Annotated in this window: 11 protein-coding genes; 9 read left to right on the forward strand and 2 right to left on the reverse strand. The window is 47.2% G+C overall.

Annotated features, from left to right (window positions below; genetic code table 11):
* Positions 1-217: 217 nt before the first annotated feature.
* A complete protein-coding gene (locus KR51_RS10235; protein WP_022607444.1) occupies positions 218-1,297 on the reverse strand; it encodes an IS3 family transposase in 1,080 nt (359 codons plus the stop codon).
* A complete protein-coding gene (locus KR51_RS10240) occupies positions 1,294-1,701 on the reverse strand; it encodes a transposase (protein WP_022607446.1) in 408 nt (135 codons plus the stop codon). Before KR51_RS10240 ends, KR51_RS10235 begins: the two co-directional genes overlap by 4 nt.
* A gap of 1,770 nt (positions 1,702-3,471) precedes the next feature.
* Here KR51_RS10240 and KR51_RS10250 point away from each other — a divergent pair.
* From KR51_RS10250 to KR51_RS10300, 9 genes are all read left to right on the forward strand, one after another.
* Positions 3,472-4,458: a hypothetical protein gene (locus KR51_RS10250; protein WP_022607452.1), complete on the forward strand. Its 987-nt coding sequence runs from the start codon at positions 3,472-3,474 to the stop codon at positions 4,456-4,458.
* Between the two features lie 92 nt (positions 4,459-4,550).
* Positions 4,551-6,506: an Hsp70 family protein gene (locus tag KR51_RS10255; RefSeq protein WP_022607454.1), complete on the forward strand. Its 1,956-nt coding sequence runs from the start codon at positions 4,551-4,553 to the stop codon at positions 6,504-6,506.
* Between the two features lie 54 nt (positions 6,507-6,560).
* Positions 6,561-9,269, forward strand: a complete 2,709-nt coding sequence (locus KR51_RS10260; protein ID WP_022607456.1) for an ATP-binding protein — start codon at positions 6,561-6,563, stop codon at positions 9,267-9,269.
* A gap of 19 nt (positions 9,270-9,288) precedes the next feature.
* A complete protein-coding gene (locus KR51_RS10265) occupies positions 9,289-9,936 on the forward strand; it encodes a hypothetical protein (RefSeq protein ID WP_040655906.1) in 648 nt (215 codons plus the stop codon).
* Positions 9,937-10,529: 593 nt separating this feature from the next.
* The gene (locus KR51_RS10270) at positions 10,530-12,128 is read left to right on the forward strand and encodes a calcium-binding protein (protein ID WP_022607462.1); all 1,599 of its coding nucleotides are present in this window, start codon (positions 10,530-10,532) and stop codon (positions 12,126-12,128) included.
* Between the two features lie 968 nt (positions 12,129-13,096).
* Positions 13,097-13,417, forward strand: coding sequence for a hypothetical protein (locus KR51_RS10280; protein WP_022607466.1), 321 nt, complete (start codon positions 13,097-13,099; stop codon positions 13,415-13,417).
* Between the two features lie 590 nt (positions 13,418-14,007).
* Positions 14,008-14,385 (forward strand): hypothetical protein, encoded by a 378-nt coding sequence (locus KR51_RS10290; RefSeq protein WP_022607471.1) that lies wholly within the window; start codon positions 14,008-14,010, stop codon positions 14,383-14,385.
* A gap of 273 nt (positions 14,386-14,658) precedes the next feature.
* Positions 14,659-15,126, forward strand: coding sequence for a hypothetical protein (locus KR51_RS10295; RefSeq protein WP_022607473.1), 468 nt, complete (start codon positions 14,659-14,661; stop codon positions 15,124-15,126).
* Positions 15,127-15,671: 545 nt separating this feature from the next.
* Positions 15,672-16,739: a hypothetical protein gene (locus tag KR51_RS10300; RefSeq protein WP_022607477.1), complete on the forward strand. Its 1,068-nt coding sequence runs from the start codon at positions 15,672-15,674 to the stop codon at positions 16,737-16,739.
* The last annotated feature ends 78 nt before the right edge of the window (positions 16,740-16,817 follow it).

A 16,817-nucleotide genomic window follows, 5' to 3' on the forward strand; every position in this document is an offset into this window, starting at 1 on the left:
GGCTGTGCGCTTGTTGCAGAATTAGCGGGGAAAAGTCAGGGCTAGCCGGGCGAATCAGCCACACCTTGGTGTATGCTTCATCGCCCTATACCGATATCTCGGCTGGATCGGGCACCGGCGGAGACCAAGCCGAAATGTAGTCTGCACATCGCTGCTCCCAGAGGTTGCTAATAGGGGGCTCGGAAGATGTCAACCTTTTTGGACACGTGAATTTTAGTTAATGTAGTTTTGCCACCTCCTTGGCTGCACTCAGGGTGGGGAAGTTAACACCCGTTTCGGTCTCGATGCTGCCGTCCTCTCGATAGAGCGGGTTGATTGCCACCACTTGCGGCGGCAGTTTGATTCGCGGGCGCCCACCCACGAATCGTTCCGGATGCGCCTCGTATGCCGCGCTCATGACCGCCTCCCGTTGCGCAGCTAACTCTCGATAGCGCTGGGTGAACACCTGTGCTGGCGTGAACCCCTCCAAGGCACTGTGATGATGGCTGAAGTTGTACCACTCGAAGTAGTCTTGGCACCACTGCTCCGCATGCGCATAGTGCTCGAACCGTCCGGGGTAGTCGGGTTGATACTTCAGGGTTTTGAACTGGCTCTCACTGAAGGGGTTGTCATTGCTCACTCTCGGCCGGCTATGACTGGCCGTTGCTCCCATCTCACCGATGACCTCGAGGAAGCGCCGGGCAATCATGGGCGAGCCGCGGTCTTGGTGAATGGTCCGACCACCCAGCGCATGGGGATAGCGCGCCATCGCCTCGCGCATCAGTTGGTGCGACAGGGCGCTGTTCTCCTTGCACGACAGCATCCACGCCAAGGCGAAACGACTGAACAAATCGATAATCACGTACAGCGATAGGTAGACTCCCTTCTGGCTCAGCGCCAACTTGGTGATATCCCACGTCCAGACCTGATTCGGGGCGGTTGCCACCAGTCTGGGCACGGCATGCTTCTGTGCCGGTCGCTGCTGACGCCGCTCGCCACTTTGCCCCTGCTCCCGCAGCACACGGTACATCGTGCTGACCAAGCAGAAATAGCGACCGCGCTCCAGCAGCTCCATGTACACCTGAGACGGAGGCTGGTCGCAAAACTCCTCGCTGTTGAGGGTTGCTAACACCTGCGCTCGCTCGCTCGAGCTCAAGGCACGGGGTTGTCGCGGTTTCGGAGCTTCATCACCTTGACCGGTTGGTGCGACCCTTGAGGTCGCTTTGCCGGCATAAAAACTGCTGCGGTTCAGGTCCAGATGCTGGCAGGCCAGGCTCAAAGGTAGCCGCTCGGGCTTGTGGTCGCGGAGTATCTTCATGCGTCGCCCTCGCTCTCCTGGTGCGCGAGCATCGCCAAGGCTTTTTTTTGTAGGGCTAGGCAATCATCCTTGAGCTGGAGCTGATGCTCGAGTCGTTGAATCTTCTTCTCCAACGCGGCAATCTGGCGCTGCTCGCTGGTGAGTTGGGGTTTGGGACCTGGAGCTGTCTTGGACAGGGAGGCGATGCCGCCTTGCTCGCACTCGCGACGCCATTGCTGAATTTGGTTGTGGTAAAGCTTTTCGCGCCGCAGCAAACTCCCCAGTTCGCCGTGTTGGCAAGCGTTAGCTTCCTGGACAATCCGTAGCTTGTACTCGGCGCTGAAGGTGCGACGGGTCCGCTTCTCGAGGGCGGGCTCGGGTTTGACTTGGTTATCGGGCAGGGGGTCGGTGGCAGGCTTAGGCATGATGGTGTTCTCCAAGAGTAACCCGCCCTCAAATCTCTGTTATCTCTGCAAGTGTCTGTCTAGTCCCAGGTTGACACAGAGGGGGCTAGCCTGGATTATTCACGAAGATTTTGACGAAGCCTCAAACCCTTGCTCTGACTAGGCTCCAATGTACTTCGTATAGAAACGCACTGTCATTGAGCGAAAAAGTCTGCAAGCCTTGCACGGCAAAAGGTTTAGGGTCTCCGCATAAGAGTTCATGAATAATCCAGGCTAGAGCATCAGTGACAAGATAAGCAATCTCGCGATTTGTCAAGCCCCATATATGGAGTATTGAAAGGACATTGCTCCCAAACATGCTCTAGAGCCCCAAATGCTGGACTCGTAAGTACATTTGATTGCTAGGCTTGGATACCTTGCACAGCAGCATGTTCGGCATATCTGAAAAGTCCTTGACAAAGGGACTTCGGCCTTAACTTGTCACGGATGGGGCTAGAGAGACTCAACGCGCGCGCTAGCGCAAAGACCCAATCTTTCGGTGCGTATGTTCAAGCTCCGATAACGAGAGCGTTGAGCGTTTGCCTGCACGTAATGTGGGTGCCGGTGAGGTAATAGGGGGAGGTTAAAGTCAGCACCAGCAAGAGTTGAAATTTCTACCATGAAAGTTTTCAGCTCAGAACCTTATCTCAAGAAAGCGATAAAGCAACTTTCAAAATAAAATTGTGGAGACAGCTCAACAAGGATTCAGGCTTCGTGGCTGGAACTTCAGTTCTATGGACTAAACCTATGTACTAAAGTCAAGCTCAAGCATCGCCTCAAATGAAGAAATGTTTCAACGACTGGCATGCCTTGATGAATCTCAACTATAGTTAATAACTATCCAGTATATAACTTTGGAGTGACCATAATCTCTAACGCATCCTTAAGATTGAGGGGTGTTAGTCAAACAATTCAGTCAGAGGTTGACTGCTAAGGGTATGCCCAGCTATATAAAAGTCATGCCAGACTTACAAGAGCACCTCGGTTAATTCGCTCAAGACCGAAGGTCGGCACGGTAGCAAGAGCAATTCAGCCGCTGATGCGCCACAATCCAGAAATTTTTTGAGGTGCCCACAAGAAGGTTTCCCAGGTTTTTTCTGTCGCTATAGAGCATGTACAAAAAAACATGTCACCTGACTCTTCAAACAACTTCTCAAACTTCTGTCCTTATCTAGCTCTCTTTCAGGACTTTAGAGAAAACAATAAAAAGTGGCCGTATCTTCTGAAGAAAATTGAAAAGTCGAACTATTTAGGACCTTTTCGGGCAGTTCCTTAGGGTAGAGCTAACACCCAGTCTTGGTTTGTTAAGAATAACTTGATAAATTGTAATATTGGGTTGTGCTGGACAACCCCGGCTTCAGTGAGTGGTGATAATTAGGTGGAGTTTTATTGGCACATACCACCCTGGGCGCAACTCTCCAGTTTGCAAATGGAAAGTAAAGAGAAACTGGTTGACTGACAAAACTTCTGAGAAAACCGCATCGTGGGGGCTCCAGCTCCAGGAGGGCAGCACATCCAGAAGCATTTGCTGGCGGAGCTTCGGAGCTTCTTGGATCCTTCCCACAGCAGCCACTGCGATCACGGAGATCTCCAGGCATGAGGTGAAAACCGCTCCTGGAGGGAGTCCTGGTGATTCCGGGCAGACTTTTGTCAGTCAATCAGAAAGAGGGGTGGATATAACAAACGAGGGTAGATAGTTGATTGCTCTACAACAAAGAGTTCAAGAGCTCAATCTTACATAGGGAATAGACCATGAAAACCTTAGTCGAATATTTTCAAGAAGAAAGACAAGGACTTAAGAAAAAATTGAAGGAGGCATTAACGATTGAAAAAGTTGTGGAAATAGTCCGATATGAAATCAGCAAGCTTGCAGATATATCTGGTGATTATATTAACGGATTAACCCCTTTGCAAGGACGTGTTGCCATAGGGCAACTAACAGTGCTAAGCGTATCTCTTGAGCAGTTGGTTGTATTCAGAGAAAGTAGAGCATCAGAGTCCACAACGAAAAGAAATGAAGCTTCACCTTCACCATTCGGTAATGAAGAAAGCAAGGCAAGTATAGAGAGAGCTCTTGCAAGTACTTGGGGGAGCACTTTAGGAAGTACTGCTGCAACAGTCGGAACCGCATTTATAATAGGAACCGTGTCTAACTTTGCTATACCATTGTTGCTAGCTTCGGCAGCATTAGGGGGTGTGACTGTTGGGAGTATTGTAGAAATAGCTAAAGACCGTCAAAAAACTAGGCTATTAGACAAAAACAATGACCTAAAGATGGAAACCCCAGCACTTGATTTAATGGATGTTGAACATCTATTAACAGAGTTAGAAAAGCAACTAAAAGGGATTGATCGAGACATTTCCAAGTATAGTGAACCAAAGCCACCACCAGAACCAACGATAGAAAATCATCGTGACATTTTAGAATTTCTGCAAAATCTTATGGGCGATGCTCATTTTGAGAAAAGCTCACTTCCTGGTTATACGCGTAAACGAATTGATCAGCTTCCAACAATTTTAAGGAAGTATCAGATCAGAGCTGAGTTTTTTGAATTAAATCAAGGAGAGAAGCATCCAACCCAAGAACAAGAAGAAATGTTTGAGTTTGAACCCAGTCTCGATCCAAATATTAAAGATTATGTCACTCTTGTTCCTGCTCTGGTCAAAGAGGAGAATATGTTATCTCAAGGACGTGTCATCAAACCTGTCTCGAAAACAGTTGACAACAATGAGAGTTAGAATAAGTAAGTTGTAACGAATAGAACAAGCAAGATGTAACGAATTAAAGAAGACAGTTCGTTTTGGATGTGAATAATCAAGAGGTATACATCATGAGTGAAGAAAATATTGTCAAGGTCATAGGTTTTGATTTAGGGCATGGAGAGTTTTCATTGACAGAGGTTTCGATGCAATTGGGGCAAGAGCCGCAAACCATCGAAATCAACAATAAAGCTTCTCAAATTACTGCTGTCGGCAAAAACAAGGATGGTAAGACAATAATTGGAAATAGTGCGATCATGCAAAGGGATATGCAAAGCTTTGATATTTGTTTTAAACAAAATCCTCTGACTAGCTCGGAGTCAAACAAAAGATCTATTCATGACTTTGTTAAAGCAGTCTACAAAAAGTTGATTGAGGGTCGATATGTTGAAGATCCTAGCAACACCTATTTCTTTGTTGGTTGTCCTTCAGGTTGGCAAGCAGAAGCAGTAAGAGATTATCAGATGATGATGATTGAAGCTATGCTTAAAAACGTGACTATAGTTAGAGAATCTCGTGCAGCTCTGATGCACGCTAAAGAAATCAAGAAAATTAGACCATCTGAATTGACCAAGTCGGTTCTAGTCATTGATATTGGCTCATCTACGACGGATTTTACTTGGGTAATAAACGAAAATGATAACCCCATAGACTATGGCAAAAATCTAGGGGCTTCGCTTATTGACAAAGCAATTTTTGAACGGACTCTAAATGCTCATGCTCAAAGAGCAGAGTTAGAGGTAATCTTTAAGCAATATCCTGTATACCTGCGTCGTTGTGAATTTGCTTGCCGTATTAATAAAGAAGTGTATTTTCAAAATCCTGATGCTTATGCATATGGCGATACTGATGTTACAGCAGCTTATGAACATGTCCAACGTATGTACGAATTTATGCCAAAAGTCAATGGTCCAATAATGGAAGAAATACTTAATGAATCGATGCAAGAACTGGGAGGAAAAAGCTGGAAATCCACCTTCAGAGATCATTTGCGTGCAGTAAAACAAGAGTTAGAGTATCGACAGATTGAGCCGAGTAAAATTCTGCTCACAGGTGGCGCCTCCAGAATGGACTTTATTACTACTATATGTGATAACATTTTTCCCGATTCACCTTGGATAAGAGATGTCGAACCTGAATTTGCTATTGCTAGAGGGCTAGCTCGTTGGGGGCGAATTGATATCAACACAAAAAGTTTTAGCAATGAAGCTAATCAAATCCTTGATCGCGATTTAAGTGGTATTGTGGAAAAACACATTGAAACCTTACTCGAAAATCAAGCAAAAAAAATAGCGGCTGGTGCTGTTAATAAAGGACTAAAACCATTACTAATTCAATGGCGTGACAACGAAATTTCAACATTAGAAGAGCTTGAATCTAAAGTCAATCAAGAAATAGAAGACTGGTTAAATGGAGTTGAAGCAAGCGATATCATCACATCGGAACTAAATAATTGGTTACCCATTGTTAGCAAAGAAGTAGAAGATCGGCTTTCCGATCTATATGAGGAATATGCCCTCAGTAGAGCTGCCTTGGGCATAACTAAATTTCAACTTAACCCCAAAACTGAAGAAATCTCAAGCTCGATCTTTATTAAAGAGGCAGTTATTGATATCGATACTCAAACATACACCCATGGAGTTGGGACTGGGGCTGCCCTAGGAGGAGCATTGGGAGCTATAGGTGGAGGTGGGGTTGTTGCTTTGATTACGGCAGAGATACTTGCAGGACCTGTGGGATGGGCTGCTTTGGGTGTCGGTTTGCTTGGTGCAGCTTTGGGCGCAAGCGCAAATGCTAAAACAGTGACCCAAGTGACTAAACAAGAAAGAAGAGATTTGTCTGAGCAAGATATTGACGAAGAGGTAAAGAAACAGAGAGAGCATTTATCTCAAGAACTTCAAAAAAGATTTAGCGTCGATTCAGAGCTAAAGAAACAGCTGCTGCAAAAAATGAGCCGGGTTCTAGAGGATGCCATAAAAGAAAAGGTGGATAAGGCTAGATTACTGATTGCTAGTGATGATATCTAGACCGCATCAAGCTCCCCACATTTCCATTCAACCAAACAGCATTAATTTAATGTAATGATTGAAAGTGAGTTGTCTCCGCCTCAACTGGAACTAGCAATGGCAAATGCCATATCAATTTCTTTGCTATACACCTTGGGGCGGAAATATTTAGATATTCCATTAGATAAGGGCAAATATATTCGACCAGAATCGCCTCTAGCACGAAGCAGTGAAAGCTTTGATGGTATAGAGTTTTTACGGTTAGAAATGGTGGGTGACTCTAGTGATTCTTTATTCAATGACCCATTGATGGCTTTGCAAACAGCTTTAGCCTCTTGCCATCACCCCAAACATTGCACATTAATTTTTATTGTTTCTAGTGATGGAAATAATACTCACATTTACTTAGGTATTCGTCGTAGTGATCATACTGACTATCTAACCAAAGATTTCGTCAAGAATGTGGGTAATTTCCTGGAAGGAAATTGGTCTGGCACAAAGCTTGTTCCATGTTATCCAGAAAGCTCAGAATTTCAAACTCGTATTATCAATCCTTTAAACAAAAACTTGAGGTATATTAATGCTTTAACAGGGATTCCTTCCCTGAAAGCAGGGGAAAATCCTGGTTATCCTCAAAGCTTGGATCGTTTGATTACTGGGTTACGTGGCTCACCGTTTATGTACATGATTGTAGCTGAGCCAATGGACCAAGGAGATGTCAATCAGGCGATTCATCAACTCCGAGAATTAATGGGAAGAGTGCATTCTCTAAGTAAGGTTACTTCGAATGAAACCTTTTCTGAAAATATCTCCGAAGCCCTGGGAAGAACAGAAAGTTTTGGGAAATCAGTCGCTGATGGAATAAATTTCAATGAAGCTCAATCAGATCAAAAAATTAAGGATATCATTAATTTGGTCAGCGCTGGGACTCTTGCTGTCGGAGCATTCTTTCCTCCTGCCGAGTTACTGATTGAAGTAGGCTTAGGCGCTTTGCTCCTTAAGGATTTTACACCAACGAAACAAAAATCTTCGGGGATGAGCTCAACAATTACTGATAGTTTTGGTGAAAGCCTCTCTACAACAACTACCTTGGGAAAAGGTTTGGCACGGGCTTTTGGTCGGGAGTATATCAATACTCATGCTGAGGCAGCAAAAAGAATAGTTGAGAGGTACTTGAATCGCTTTGAGGAATCTCGTGCCTTAGGGTGTTGGAATGTAGGTATTTACTTGTTGGCTGAAGAGCCGAATGTTGCACAGCAAGGAGCTATCCAACTCAAAGCTTTACTGAGTGGTGAACAAAGCTTTTTTGAACCGATCCGTGTTCACAATCTGAGCCCAGGAAATGGAGAGGGGTGGAGACATGCCGTTCGCAAAGCTTTGCAGGAGTTTTGCCAACCTAGTTTAACACTTGTAACGCCTAATAATCAAACCCCCCTTGTCCATCCTCTCGGCACCCCTTTTAACCATCTAACAACACCACTGAATGTTAAAGAGTTGGCATTACTTGTTAACATCCCTCAACGAGAAATACCTGGTGTAAAAGTGATGGCTAGCGCTAGTTTTAGCCTCAATCCTCCAACTATCGAGGACAATGATATTATTTTGGGGTATTTATTAGAAGGCGGCAAACAAACAGGTTTAAACTATGGCATTCCCAAAAAAACCTTGGCAAAGCATGGCTTGGTCACTGGAATTACTGGGAGCGGAAAAACAAGCACTTGCCAGAAGCTTTTGAGTGAGTTACACCAAGAAAAGATTCCTCTATTAGTTATCGAGCCTGCCAAAACAGAGTATGTTGACTGGGCAATGGAGCTAAACAAAACCTTGCCGCAAGAAAAACATATTGCAGTTTATATGCCTGGTGTTAAGACTTGGCGTGGCATTGTGCTAAAAGAACAACTGGTTCTTAACCCTTTTGATGTTGTCTGGCTGCATAATAATACTCCTCAGGTTCTACCTCACATTGATCGGCTAAAGTCTATTTTAAATGCTGCTTTTCCCATGCAGGAAGTCTTACCTATCATTCTTGAAGAGCTGATATTTGATGCCTACAATCACCATGGATGGCTAGATGATGAGTTGCCGCCTCTTAGTACCTCTCGCCCAACCTTCAGTCAATTGCGAAATAAAGTAGGAGATGTTGTCAAAAGTTTGGGATATGAAACAAAAATAACTGCTAATCTCACTGCTGCTTTGACGGCCCGCATACAGAGTTTTCGTCGAGGATGGAAAAAGCAATTATTTGATCGGACTCCATCGACTAAATGGAACAAGATTTTTGATCGTCCAGCAATCATAAACCTTTCTCATCTGGGAGATGATGCTGACAAAGCCTTTACTATGGCAATTCTATTGAATTTCCTTTACGAATACCGCCAAGCTCAATATGAGTTAGGGATTAAACAGCAACCTCTCTTTCATTTAACAGTAATCGAAGAAGCTCATCGAATTCTATCAAATGTTAGGGCGAGTTCTTTAGAGCAAGCAAGCCCCCAAGGCAAAGTAGCTGAGATGTTTTCCAATATTCTTTCAGAAATCCGCGCATATGGTGAAGGGTTTCTGATCGTAGATCAAGTACCATCTCGACTTATTCCTGACGTTGTTAAAAACACTAATCTTAAGATTGTCCACCGCTTAGTTGCTTCTGATGACCGAGATTCTATGAGTACTGCAATGGCACTAACTTTAGAACAAACAAACATAATAAATCGCTTGCGTCCAGGACAATCAATCATCTATGGAGAACAAGACGACTTGGCAGCTTGGGTGCAAATATCTAAGTGATTTTTCTGTTTGTTATTGAATGAAAGTAGTAGAGGGCTTAATGGCTTATTCTTGGGAAAACGAAGGTCAAAACTTAGAAGCAAACTCGGCAGAACTATCAGAGCCTCTCACCTTGTCCATTGAGGAAGGTGTTGAGAGGCTTGGTTCTTCTGAAATCAGTCAGTTTGAAGCTGGTGAGTTGATCGTAAACGCAGAGATTGCTGAATACCTCAATACTTTACCTCCTACTCACCTGGAAAATATTTGTACCATCAAGTATGAGCCCAAACCTAAGTCTGAATCTTCAGCTGAAATCAAAGGCACCATCAAGTTAAGGCTGCCTGGTATTGAAGGATGGGTATCAGCAAAATCATCCCCAGAACAATCGGTAGAAAGTTTTCGCGAAAATCTTACATATGAAGTAGGTTTAAAAGTCTATTTTGATGTTCTAGTAACTAGACTAGAACTCGAAGCCAAATGGTCAGATATACATCACAGGAGTTTGGAACAATTCGTCAAGGGTGGATTTGGTTTGATCTCTGAACGTAGTCTGCAAGGCAAGGCTGAGGACTTTGCGGAAACATATACTGTATACAGATTAGACTCTGATAAACTTCTAGCTTGCAGTAATGAGAAGTATGAATTTATGAGAGAGGAAATATTTTATGGTCGTGAATACCATTCTTGACTATGAGAAGGTGGTAGGTAAGGATTCAGGTGCGGAAGATGTCAACCTTTTTGGACACGTGAATTTCAGTTAATGTAGTTTTGCCACCTCCTTGGCTGCACTCAGGGTGGGGAAGTTAACACCCGTTTCGGTTTCGATGCTGCCCTCCTCTTCTCGAGGGCGGGCTCGGGTTTGACTTGGTTATCGGGCAGGGGGTCGGTGGCAGGCTTAGGCATGATGGTGTTCTCCAAGAGTAACCCGCCCTCAAATCTCTGTTATCTCTGCAAGTGTCTGTCTAGTCCCAGGTTGACACAGAGGGGGGAGGTCTAGGTTAGCATGTTTCAAAATAGCTATTTTTCGACTTTACAAGCTTTCGATGTACTATGATCTAACACTCTTCTAGTTTAGGTAAGTCCCCCCTGTTGGAAACGCAAACACTGATCGCGTTTGGTCTTGAAGCTCGAACGTGGTATAGATCTTCAAGCAGTTGAGTCTGGGAATCACCGTCTCATTTCTGATATCCTGGAGCAGTCGAACAAGCAGCTAGTTGGAGAGTTTAGATGAAGCAATCCTCTCCTCATCAAGTTGCTTGAAATTTTGGAGTACAAACTGTTATGCTCGGCGCAGCTGCAATCCCACAATTTAATATCCAAGAAGTGTTTATCTTTGAGGGTGAAGAGAACCAAGTTTCGCAAACTATAAATCAAACTATATTCTTTTTAGGGGTTACACCATCAGCTCTAGAGAGTTCACCACTGGCCCAGTTCTTTATCCAAGACGAGTTTGACTTGGGCAACGAAAACCAGATCGAACAAGGGATCGAACAAACAGCACCGGTTATTCCACTATTCCCAAATCGACTGGATAGCGATATTTCAGATCCCTTCTCTTTGGAAGTCGATCGCTTTCTAAATGCGGATGAAAGCCTAGACTCCTTACAGTTTGTCTCCCAGGAAGCGGATGTATTAGGAAACGAGAATGAGGTCGTTCAGGAAACTCAGCAAGAGTTGGTCATTCCTTTCGCGATCGATCTCGGGCTGGCCAACGGATCGAACGACTTCTTGGATGGAGGAATCGAAGACTTAGCGGCAACGATCTCGGACTCTGGAGTTCTCGACGCACTTCAGTTCGGCATCCAAGAGATCCTTATTGAAGGAGACGGAAACGTCATCCGGCAGCAGATCGATCAAATACTTATATCCCTTATTGTCTTAGACGAAGCAGACATTGCAAGCTTGTCCGAATCCGCGGGCAGTCCCACCCAGTTTGCCATTCAAGAAACATTTGCTGGTGAAGAGGCAGGGCTGGCGAATGATAACGCGATCGCGCAAAGTGGCACGCAAACGATTTTCTTCGAACCCCTTGGGGTCGCTGGCGAGATCGAAACTAGCACGGGCCGCGAGTTAAATGATGCCGAATTGGACATCGACAACTTTATTGCCACTATTCTAGGCCAAACCCAAATAGACTCGGTTCAAACAACCGCTCAACGCGCGACCCCAACCGGAAATGGCAGCCAGCAGGTGCAAGAAGCCAACCAAGAGTTGATTGTTGAGGGTCCCAAGCCACTGGTATTTGGTACGTTAGCGAATGATGATATCGAGCCGGGCCGGAACCTTGACGTCAACGGCTTCGGCGATTTCGTCTTCGCAGGCAGCGGTGCAGACTTAATCGATCTCACGGGGGTATCCCCAGAGGTCGAGCGGCTAGATTTCTTAGATATTCCCAGCAACATGCGCCTCTTTGGGGGGTCTGGCGATGACGAGATATTCACTAATAGCGGCGATCGCGCTTTCGGCGGCAGCGGCAACGATATCCTCGACGCCTCCGCCGGGAGCGGCGGGAACCGTCTCTACGGTGGGGACGGTTCGGACACCCTGATCGGATTGAATGACGATCGCCTGCTTGGCGGTGCTGGAGACGATCGTCTCTTCGTTGTCGGCACGGGCGACAACCTCCTCACTGGCGGCCCCGGCCGCGATCGCTTCTGGATCGCGAATGCGGCACTCCCCACTGCACCTAGCACGATTACTGACTTCACTGTAGATGTAGATGAAATCGGGATTGGTGGCTTGGGTATTGGCTTTAGCGACCTCAGCTTGCGCCAGGAGGGCGAGAACGTCGCGATCGGCGCTCTCGGGCAAGATTTGGCAGTCTTACTCAATAGCGAGCTTGACGCTCTCAATGCGAGTGCATTTACTTTTGAAAACTAGTGCGATCGTGACTTGGAGAATTCCGCTATTCCTTCCAAAGCAAGCTGAAAGGCACCTCATTGCTTTAGAAAACGCTTACGGAATAACAAGCGTCTACTTCAGGTACAGCTATCGTCAGTGAAACCGATCTCACTCGGCTCTACGGCAAAAACGTACATCAAGAACTTGCTCTATCCGCTTGTTTCTGATGAATTTGACAAGAAGCCTCCTGCTAGGCAACCAGTAAACTCTCTTTTCCTTTAAGAGTGACGGGAGGATCCTCTGAGCTGCCGTCAATACTTTGCAATAACTCCAGCATCAGAGGTTCAGTCCTTGCTGACTGACACAAGTGCCTCAAGCCATGCAAGCTTGTGGCGAGATTTTAGGGGTCTCAGGAGTTGTGTCAGTCAGCCGGGGGTTTGACTTGGATAAGCAGGCTCTTGCCAAAATAGGGTTTGCTGAAAAAGTCCACAAAACGAATTTAGGAGGCAGAGAGCTTATGGAATCTGGCTTTTACCATCTAGCCCCAGCTTTTTGCCTCGGATTCTCGGCCCAAGTGCAAGGGTTTTGAGGCTCTGGTGCCTATAACCTTGCACTTTTCTGGAATAGAAAACGCTGAGATCCTTTCATTGCATGGATTCCAGCCTTTTTCAGCAAGCCCAAAATAGCTTCAGTGCCTATAGAAAAGTGGCGATTTTGTCAACGATCTGGATCGCCATTTGAACCCGTGGCGATCGCTTCGTTTAGATTCCAACCCTAAGAAATTGCTCGATCCCTTGTTTGTAGGGGACAAAACTTTTCTGCAAAGGTCGATGAGTTATTCGGACATCCCTATTACCTAAATCAACGAAGGGGTTTCTTGAAACATCGTTGCTAGTTTTTGATGCAAGTTTGTAGACTGCTTCCAGTTGCGAACAAAGCTCGCTCGTTCGGCTAGCGAGGGCAACATCTGCTCTAGCTCACAATCACTAAACGAAGTGGAGAAAACCATGAAAAAGCTCGCCCTTGGACTTATGACGCTGGCAACGGTCGGATTGACTGCAACCCCTGCATTGGCTGGGGGAGGTGACAGCGGTACCGTTCAAACAACGACCCAAGAATCGATTGTGACCGGTGACGGAAACACGACCTATCAGCGCAGCGAGCAAATTCAACAAAGCGTGCGCGATCGCTCTAGCGGTGACAGTGCTGTTATCCAGGATGCTTATCAATCCTGCGACGTTTATGGTAACAGTAGCACTTGCGTACAAGAGCAGCGACAAATCGATCGGCGCGCGCGCACCAGCCGCAAACGTTCTCGCTCTCGCTAGAAAGATTAAACTGCCTTCGAAGCAGGACGCTTGATTCTCTCCTCGCGATCGCGAATAGAAAGAAATGCGTGCTTGATGGCACGCAGACTGGGAGACGGTGGCAGATAGAACGAGACAGTTTTCTCGGACTTAATTCTGCCACCTTCCTTCAGATTAGACTTGCCCAGGAGTTTGAGTAAGATATTCCACGAAGGATTGAAATTGATGAAGTAACATGCCGCTCTATAAACAATTTCTGTTCCCGCTCGCAGTGGCAGTTTTGGCCACTGGAGCGCAAGTCAGTGCCAGCGAGATCGATATTGAAGCGGGTGACGTCAGAATCAGCATCGATGGTAATAGCAGTACGATCGACACCGGGAACACGCGGGTGGGTTCTCCCACACCGCCATCCCATCGCCGTTTGCCCGCCCCATTGGGGACCCGGCCGCTCAAACCTCCTGTGATTCTTCCCTGCACTGGCAACGAGGTCAGTACTATCCGACAAAGCACGAGGGTCAATCGCTCCGGTCAATACAGTCGCCAGAGCAGCAGCATCCGCACTATTTGTCGATAATCGAAAGCCAACAAATCAGGACATGAGGATATCAACCATGACGCTGAAGCGAATTTATCTGGGAAGTCTCGTATCGTTGGGATCGTTGCTTTTCTGTTGCATTCCCGAACCTGTTGTGGCTCAGTGCGTTCAATCTGACATATCCGTTCAAATGAATGTCAGCCGCAATCCGAATACCCAACGCCGTAATCGCGTCAATTTTGACAACGAAGGAACGTGCTCGGGCAATTCGAGCACTACAACTGGCGTGCAGGTCAATGTTGGTGGCGACGGACCCGTCCGTCAAGAGCGGAACGTCCGCCACAAGCTTCGCGGAGGTGAAGGTAATCCAACGGGTGTGAACGGTCCGACAGTAAACGTACGCAGTAATGTTGGGGTTGATGTCCGCAATCCAGCAGACGACCTCTTAGACTAGCCGAACCACAATCCCAAGTGCACTTCCTACAATTCAGAGGAAAAGAAGTCCGACCTCTTGCTCGATCGCCGCGCACCAACAACAACCTCCGAGCACGTCTCGGTCAGAGGCGATCGCAACGCCAGTTGTGAAAAGAAACTATTGGCGAAGTGTTTTTTTTGCAATTTGATGGTTGTAAATTAGCAGTGGCGTGTGAGTGTATCCGAGCAAGAGATTTACTTTCGGGCGGAGAATCACTCTCATTCACATTTATTATCTGGGGAGCTTAAAACGATGTTTGGCCTGCGCGCCGATCGAACTCTACTTTTATTGGTAACGGCTTCATTTGCCGGAATTTGGCTGAATGGTACTCCCGTCCCGATTTCGGGAGCAACATCGGCGATCGCGCGACCGTTTCCTGCCGAGGCAGCCTCTCGTCAAAGCCTAACGATAGTAGTCAGCCCAGATACCTTACGGGAACCGCTCTTGCTTAAGGTTCGAGCTCAAGATTCGACTACAACGCTTTCGGGGCAAGTGGAACTCGACGGTCGTTCCTTATTTGAGGTTTTCGGCAGTAACGGAATTCTGCTCGACTTGTCCCCTCACTTGCAGCGCGGTCGTAATGCGCTCTCTCTGAAGGGACGCTATACTCCTGCCTCAGCTGGGGTCCGCGTTGAATTGATCGGACGTGGCATTCAAGCCAGCCAGCAAGTGTCGGGAAATGGCATCTTCGACAGCGAGGTCGTCATCGAAGTCCGCTGACTTGAAAACACGAACCTCGCTCGAATACATTCGGACCTCTCCAACTTCACGGCCGATCTCCAGTTCCCATTCCTTTGGCAAACTTGCTGCGAGTTCGGTGGATGCGGGAGTAGTGGATGCCATCTATCAATAAACGAGCAATTCTAGAGATCGACGTCATTTTTACAATGCGCTAGATAGCAAGATCCTTACTGGAAATGGCTTTTCGGGATCGCGATGTAGTTGCATTTCTTAATAGTTGCGAATTCTTACGAAAAGCGTCCGTATTCTCAACTAAAGGGTTTGTAGCGACTAAACTACGAACCCTTGATGGTTGATTCACTCTTGGCAAGAGTTGCTGCAGATGATTCCATCGAGCTAACGTATATTCAGTACTAAAAATGTTTGCCCGCAAAGGGAATCTCGCGCGGTTTACTTAAGAACTCTGGTAGGTCGATCGGTGAAAGCGCAAATAAAGCTCAAAACTGAGTAAAGTTTCGAGCAGCCGCTCGACCGACGCAGATCGAACGCAACCGATTCGAGCAGACCTAAGGAGGAGTTGTCTCATGCGAAATTCATTCATTGTGGGATTGGCAGGGGTAGGGCTGTTAGTATTGGCACCCGAGCTGACACCACCCGCGCGCGCTCAACGTGTTGTAAACGTCGAGCCGGCAATCGACAGTCAGGACGTGTCGCCGACCACGTCTATCTCGGGGTTGTTTCGCACTCCGGGAGAGACAACCGTCGATCCGAGAACGGTGAAAGTGTTTGTGAATGACACCGATGTCACCGGTCGGAGCACGATCGACCCCAACTTCTTTAGCTACAAACCCGATTCGCCGCTGCCTAGTGGCGAGAACAACGTGCGGGTTACCTACCAAGGTAACGGCGGAGAAAAACGCACGGTGCGCTGGAATTTCACCGTCCGAAAGCCAGCCGAGCAATTAGATATTGACTCGGTAACGCACAATGCTGCTAGTGAAGCCCTGGGGGCGGGTGCAACATTCTTGGTCACGATTGAAGGGACGCCCGGAGCGCGCGGGTCGGTATTGCTGGTAACGAGCGATCGCGTCCGCACGTTACCAGCCCAGGAAGTTTCATCGGGCATCTATGTAGCAACGCTAGCTGTCGGTCAGAACGACAATTTTGATGGCGGCGTAGCTGTCGGTCGTTTGACCAGCGACGGTCAGGTGTTGAATGCAGCGGCACCAGAATCGGTACAATTCAGCGGCGCGACGGCGGCTTTAGAGGGTCCGTTAGTCGAGGCAGGTGATGCGGGCGATAGCAGCGACGAAACAGCGGATTCGCCAGACACCTTCCCGTTGCGTCCCGCATTCACCAGTCACACTAACGGCGATTCTGTCCGCGGGGGGTTCACGATCGTCGGGCAAACACAGCCCAATGCAACGGTTGCAATCGAGGCCGATGCCAGCCGACCTTTGTTCGGCGGACTAGCAAGCCTGAATGAGGATCGCTTGGTTGATACCGAAGTTATTGCCGACGATAACGGCAAGTTTCGAGTGCAAGTGCCGCAAGCATCTACCGGTAGCGGCACCCGCTATACCGTTCGCGCAACCGCATCCAAAGACGGGACGCAGAGCCAGGTAACTCAGATCACACTAGTTGCCGACTGAGCCCGTGCCGACCGATCTTCCCTGTCTACCTCCTCTATGTTCCGCTCTGTTGCAGGGTTGGGCAACTCACTTCGTGCT

Origin of the sequence: Rubidibacter lacunae KORDI 51-2 (genome assembly GCF_000473895.1) — a bacterium.
Lineage (GTDB): Bacteria > Cyanobacteriota > Cyanobacteriia > Cyanobacteriales > Rubidibacteraceae > Rubidibacter > Rubidibacter lacunae.

Coding starts and splice junctions, on each gene's coding strand:
- KR51_RS10295 (WP_022607473.1), top strand. CDS start 14,659: ATGTTTGGCCTGCGCGCCGATCGAACTCTACTTTTATTGGTAACGGCT.
- KR51_RS10265 (WP_040655906.1), top strand. CDS start 9,289: ATGAAAGTAGTAGAGGGCTTAATGGCTTATTCTTGGGAAAACGAAGGT.
- KR51_RS10255 (WP_022607454.1), top strand. CDS start 4,551: ATGAGTGAAGAAAATATTGTCAAGGTCATAGGTTTTGATTTAGGGCAT.
- KR51_RS10240 (WP_022607446.1), bottom strand. CDS start 1,701: ATGCCTAAGCCTGCCACCGACCCCCTGCCCGATAACCAAGTCAAACCC.
- KR51_RS10300 (WP_022607477.1), top strand. CDS start 15,672: ATGCGAAATTCATTCATTGTGGGATTGGCAGGGGTAGGGCTGTTAGTA.
- KR51_RS10260 (WP_022607456.1), top strand. CDS start 6,561: ATGATTGAAAGTGAGTTGTCTCCGCCTCAACTGGAACTAGCAATGGCA.
- KR51_RS10270 (WP_022607462.1), top strand. CDS start 10,530: ATGCTCGGCGCAGCTGCAATCCCACAATTTAATATCCAAGAAGTGTTT.
- KR51_RS10235 (WP_022607444.1), bottom strand. CDS start 1,297: ATGAAGATACTCCGCGACCACAAGCCCGAGCGGCTACCTTTGAGCCTG.
- KR51_RS10280 (WP_022607466.1), top strand. CDS start 13,097: ATGAAAAAGCTCGCCCTTGGACTTATGACGCTGGCAACGGTCGGATTG.
- KR51_RS10250 (WP_022607452.1), top strand. CDS start 3,472: ATGAAAACCTTAGTCGAATATTTTCAAGAAGAAAGACAAGGACTTAAG.
- KR51_RS10290 (WP_022607471.1), top strand. CDS start 14,008: ATGACGCTGAAGCGAATTTATCTGGGAAGTCTCGTATCGTTGGGATCG.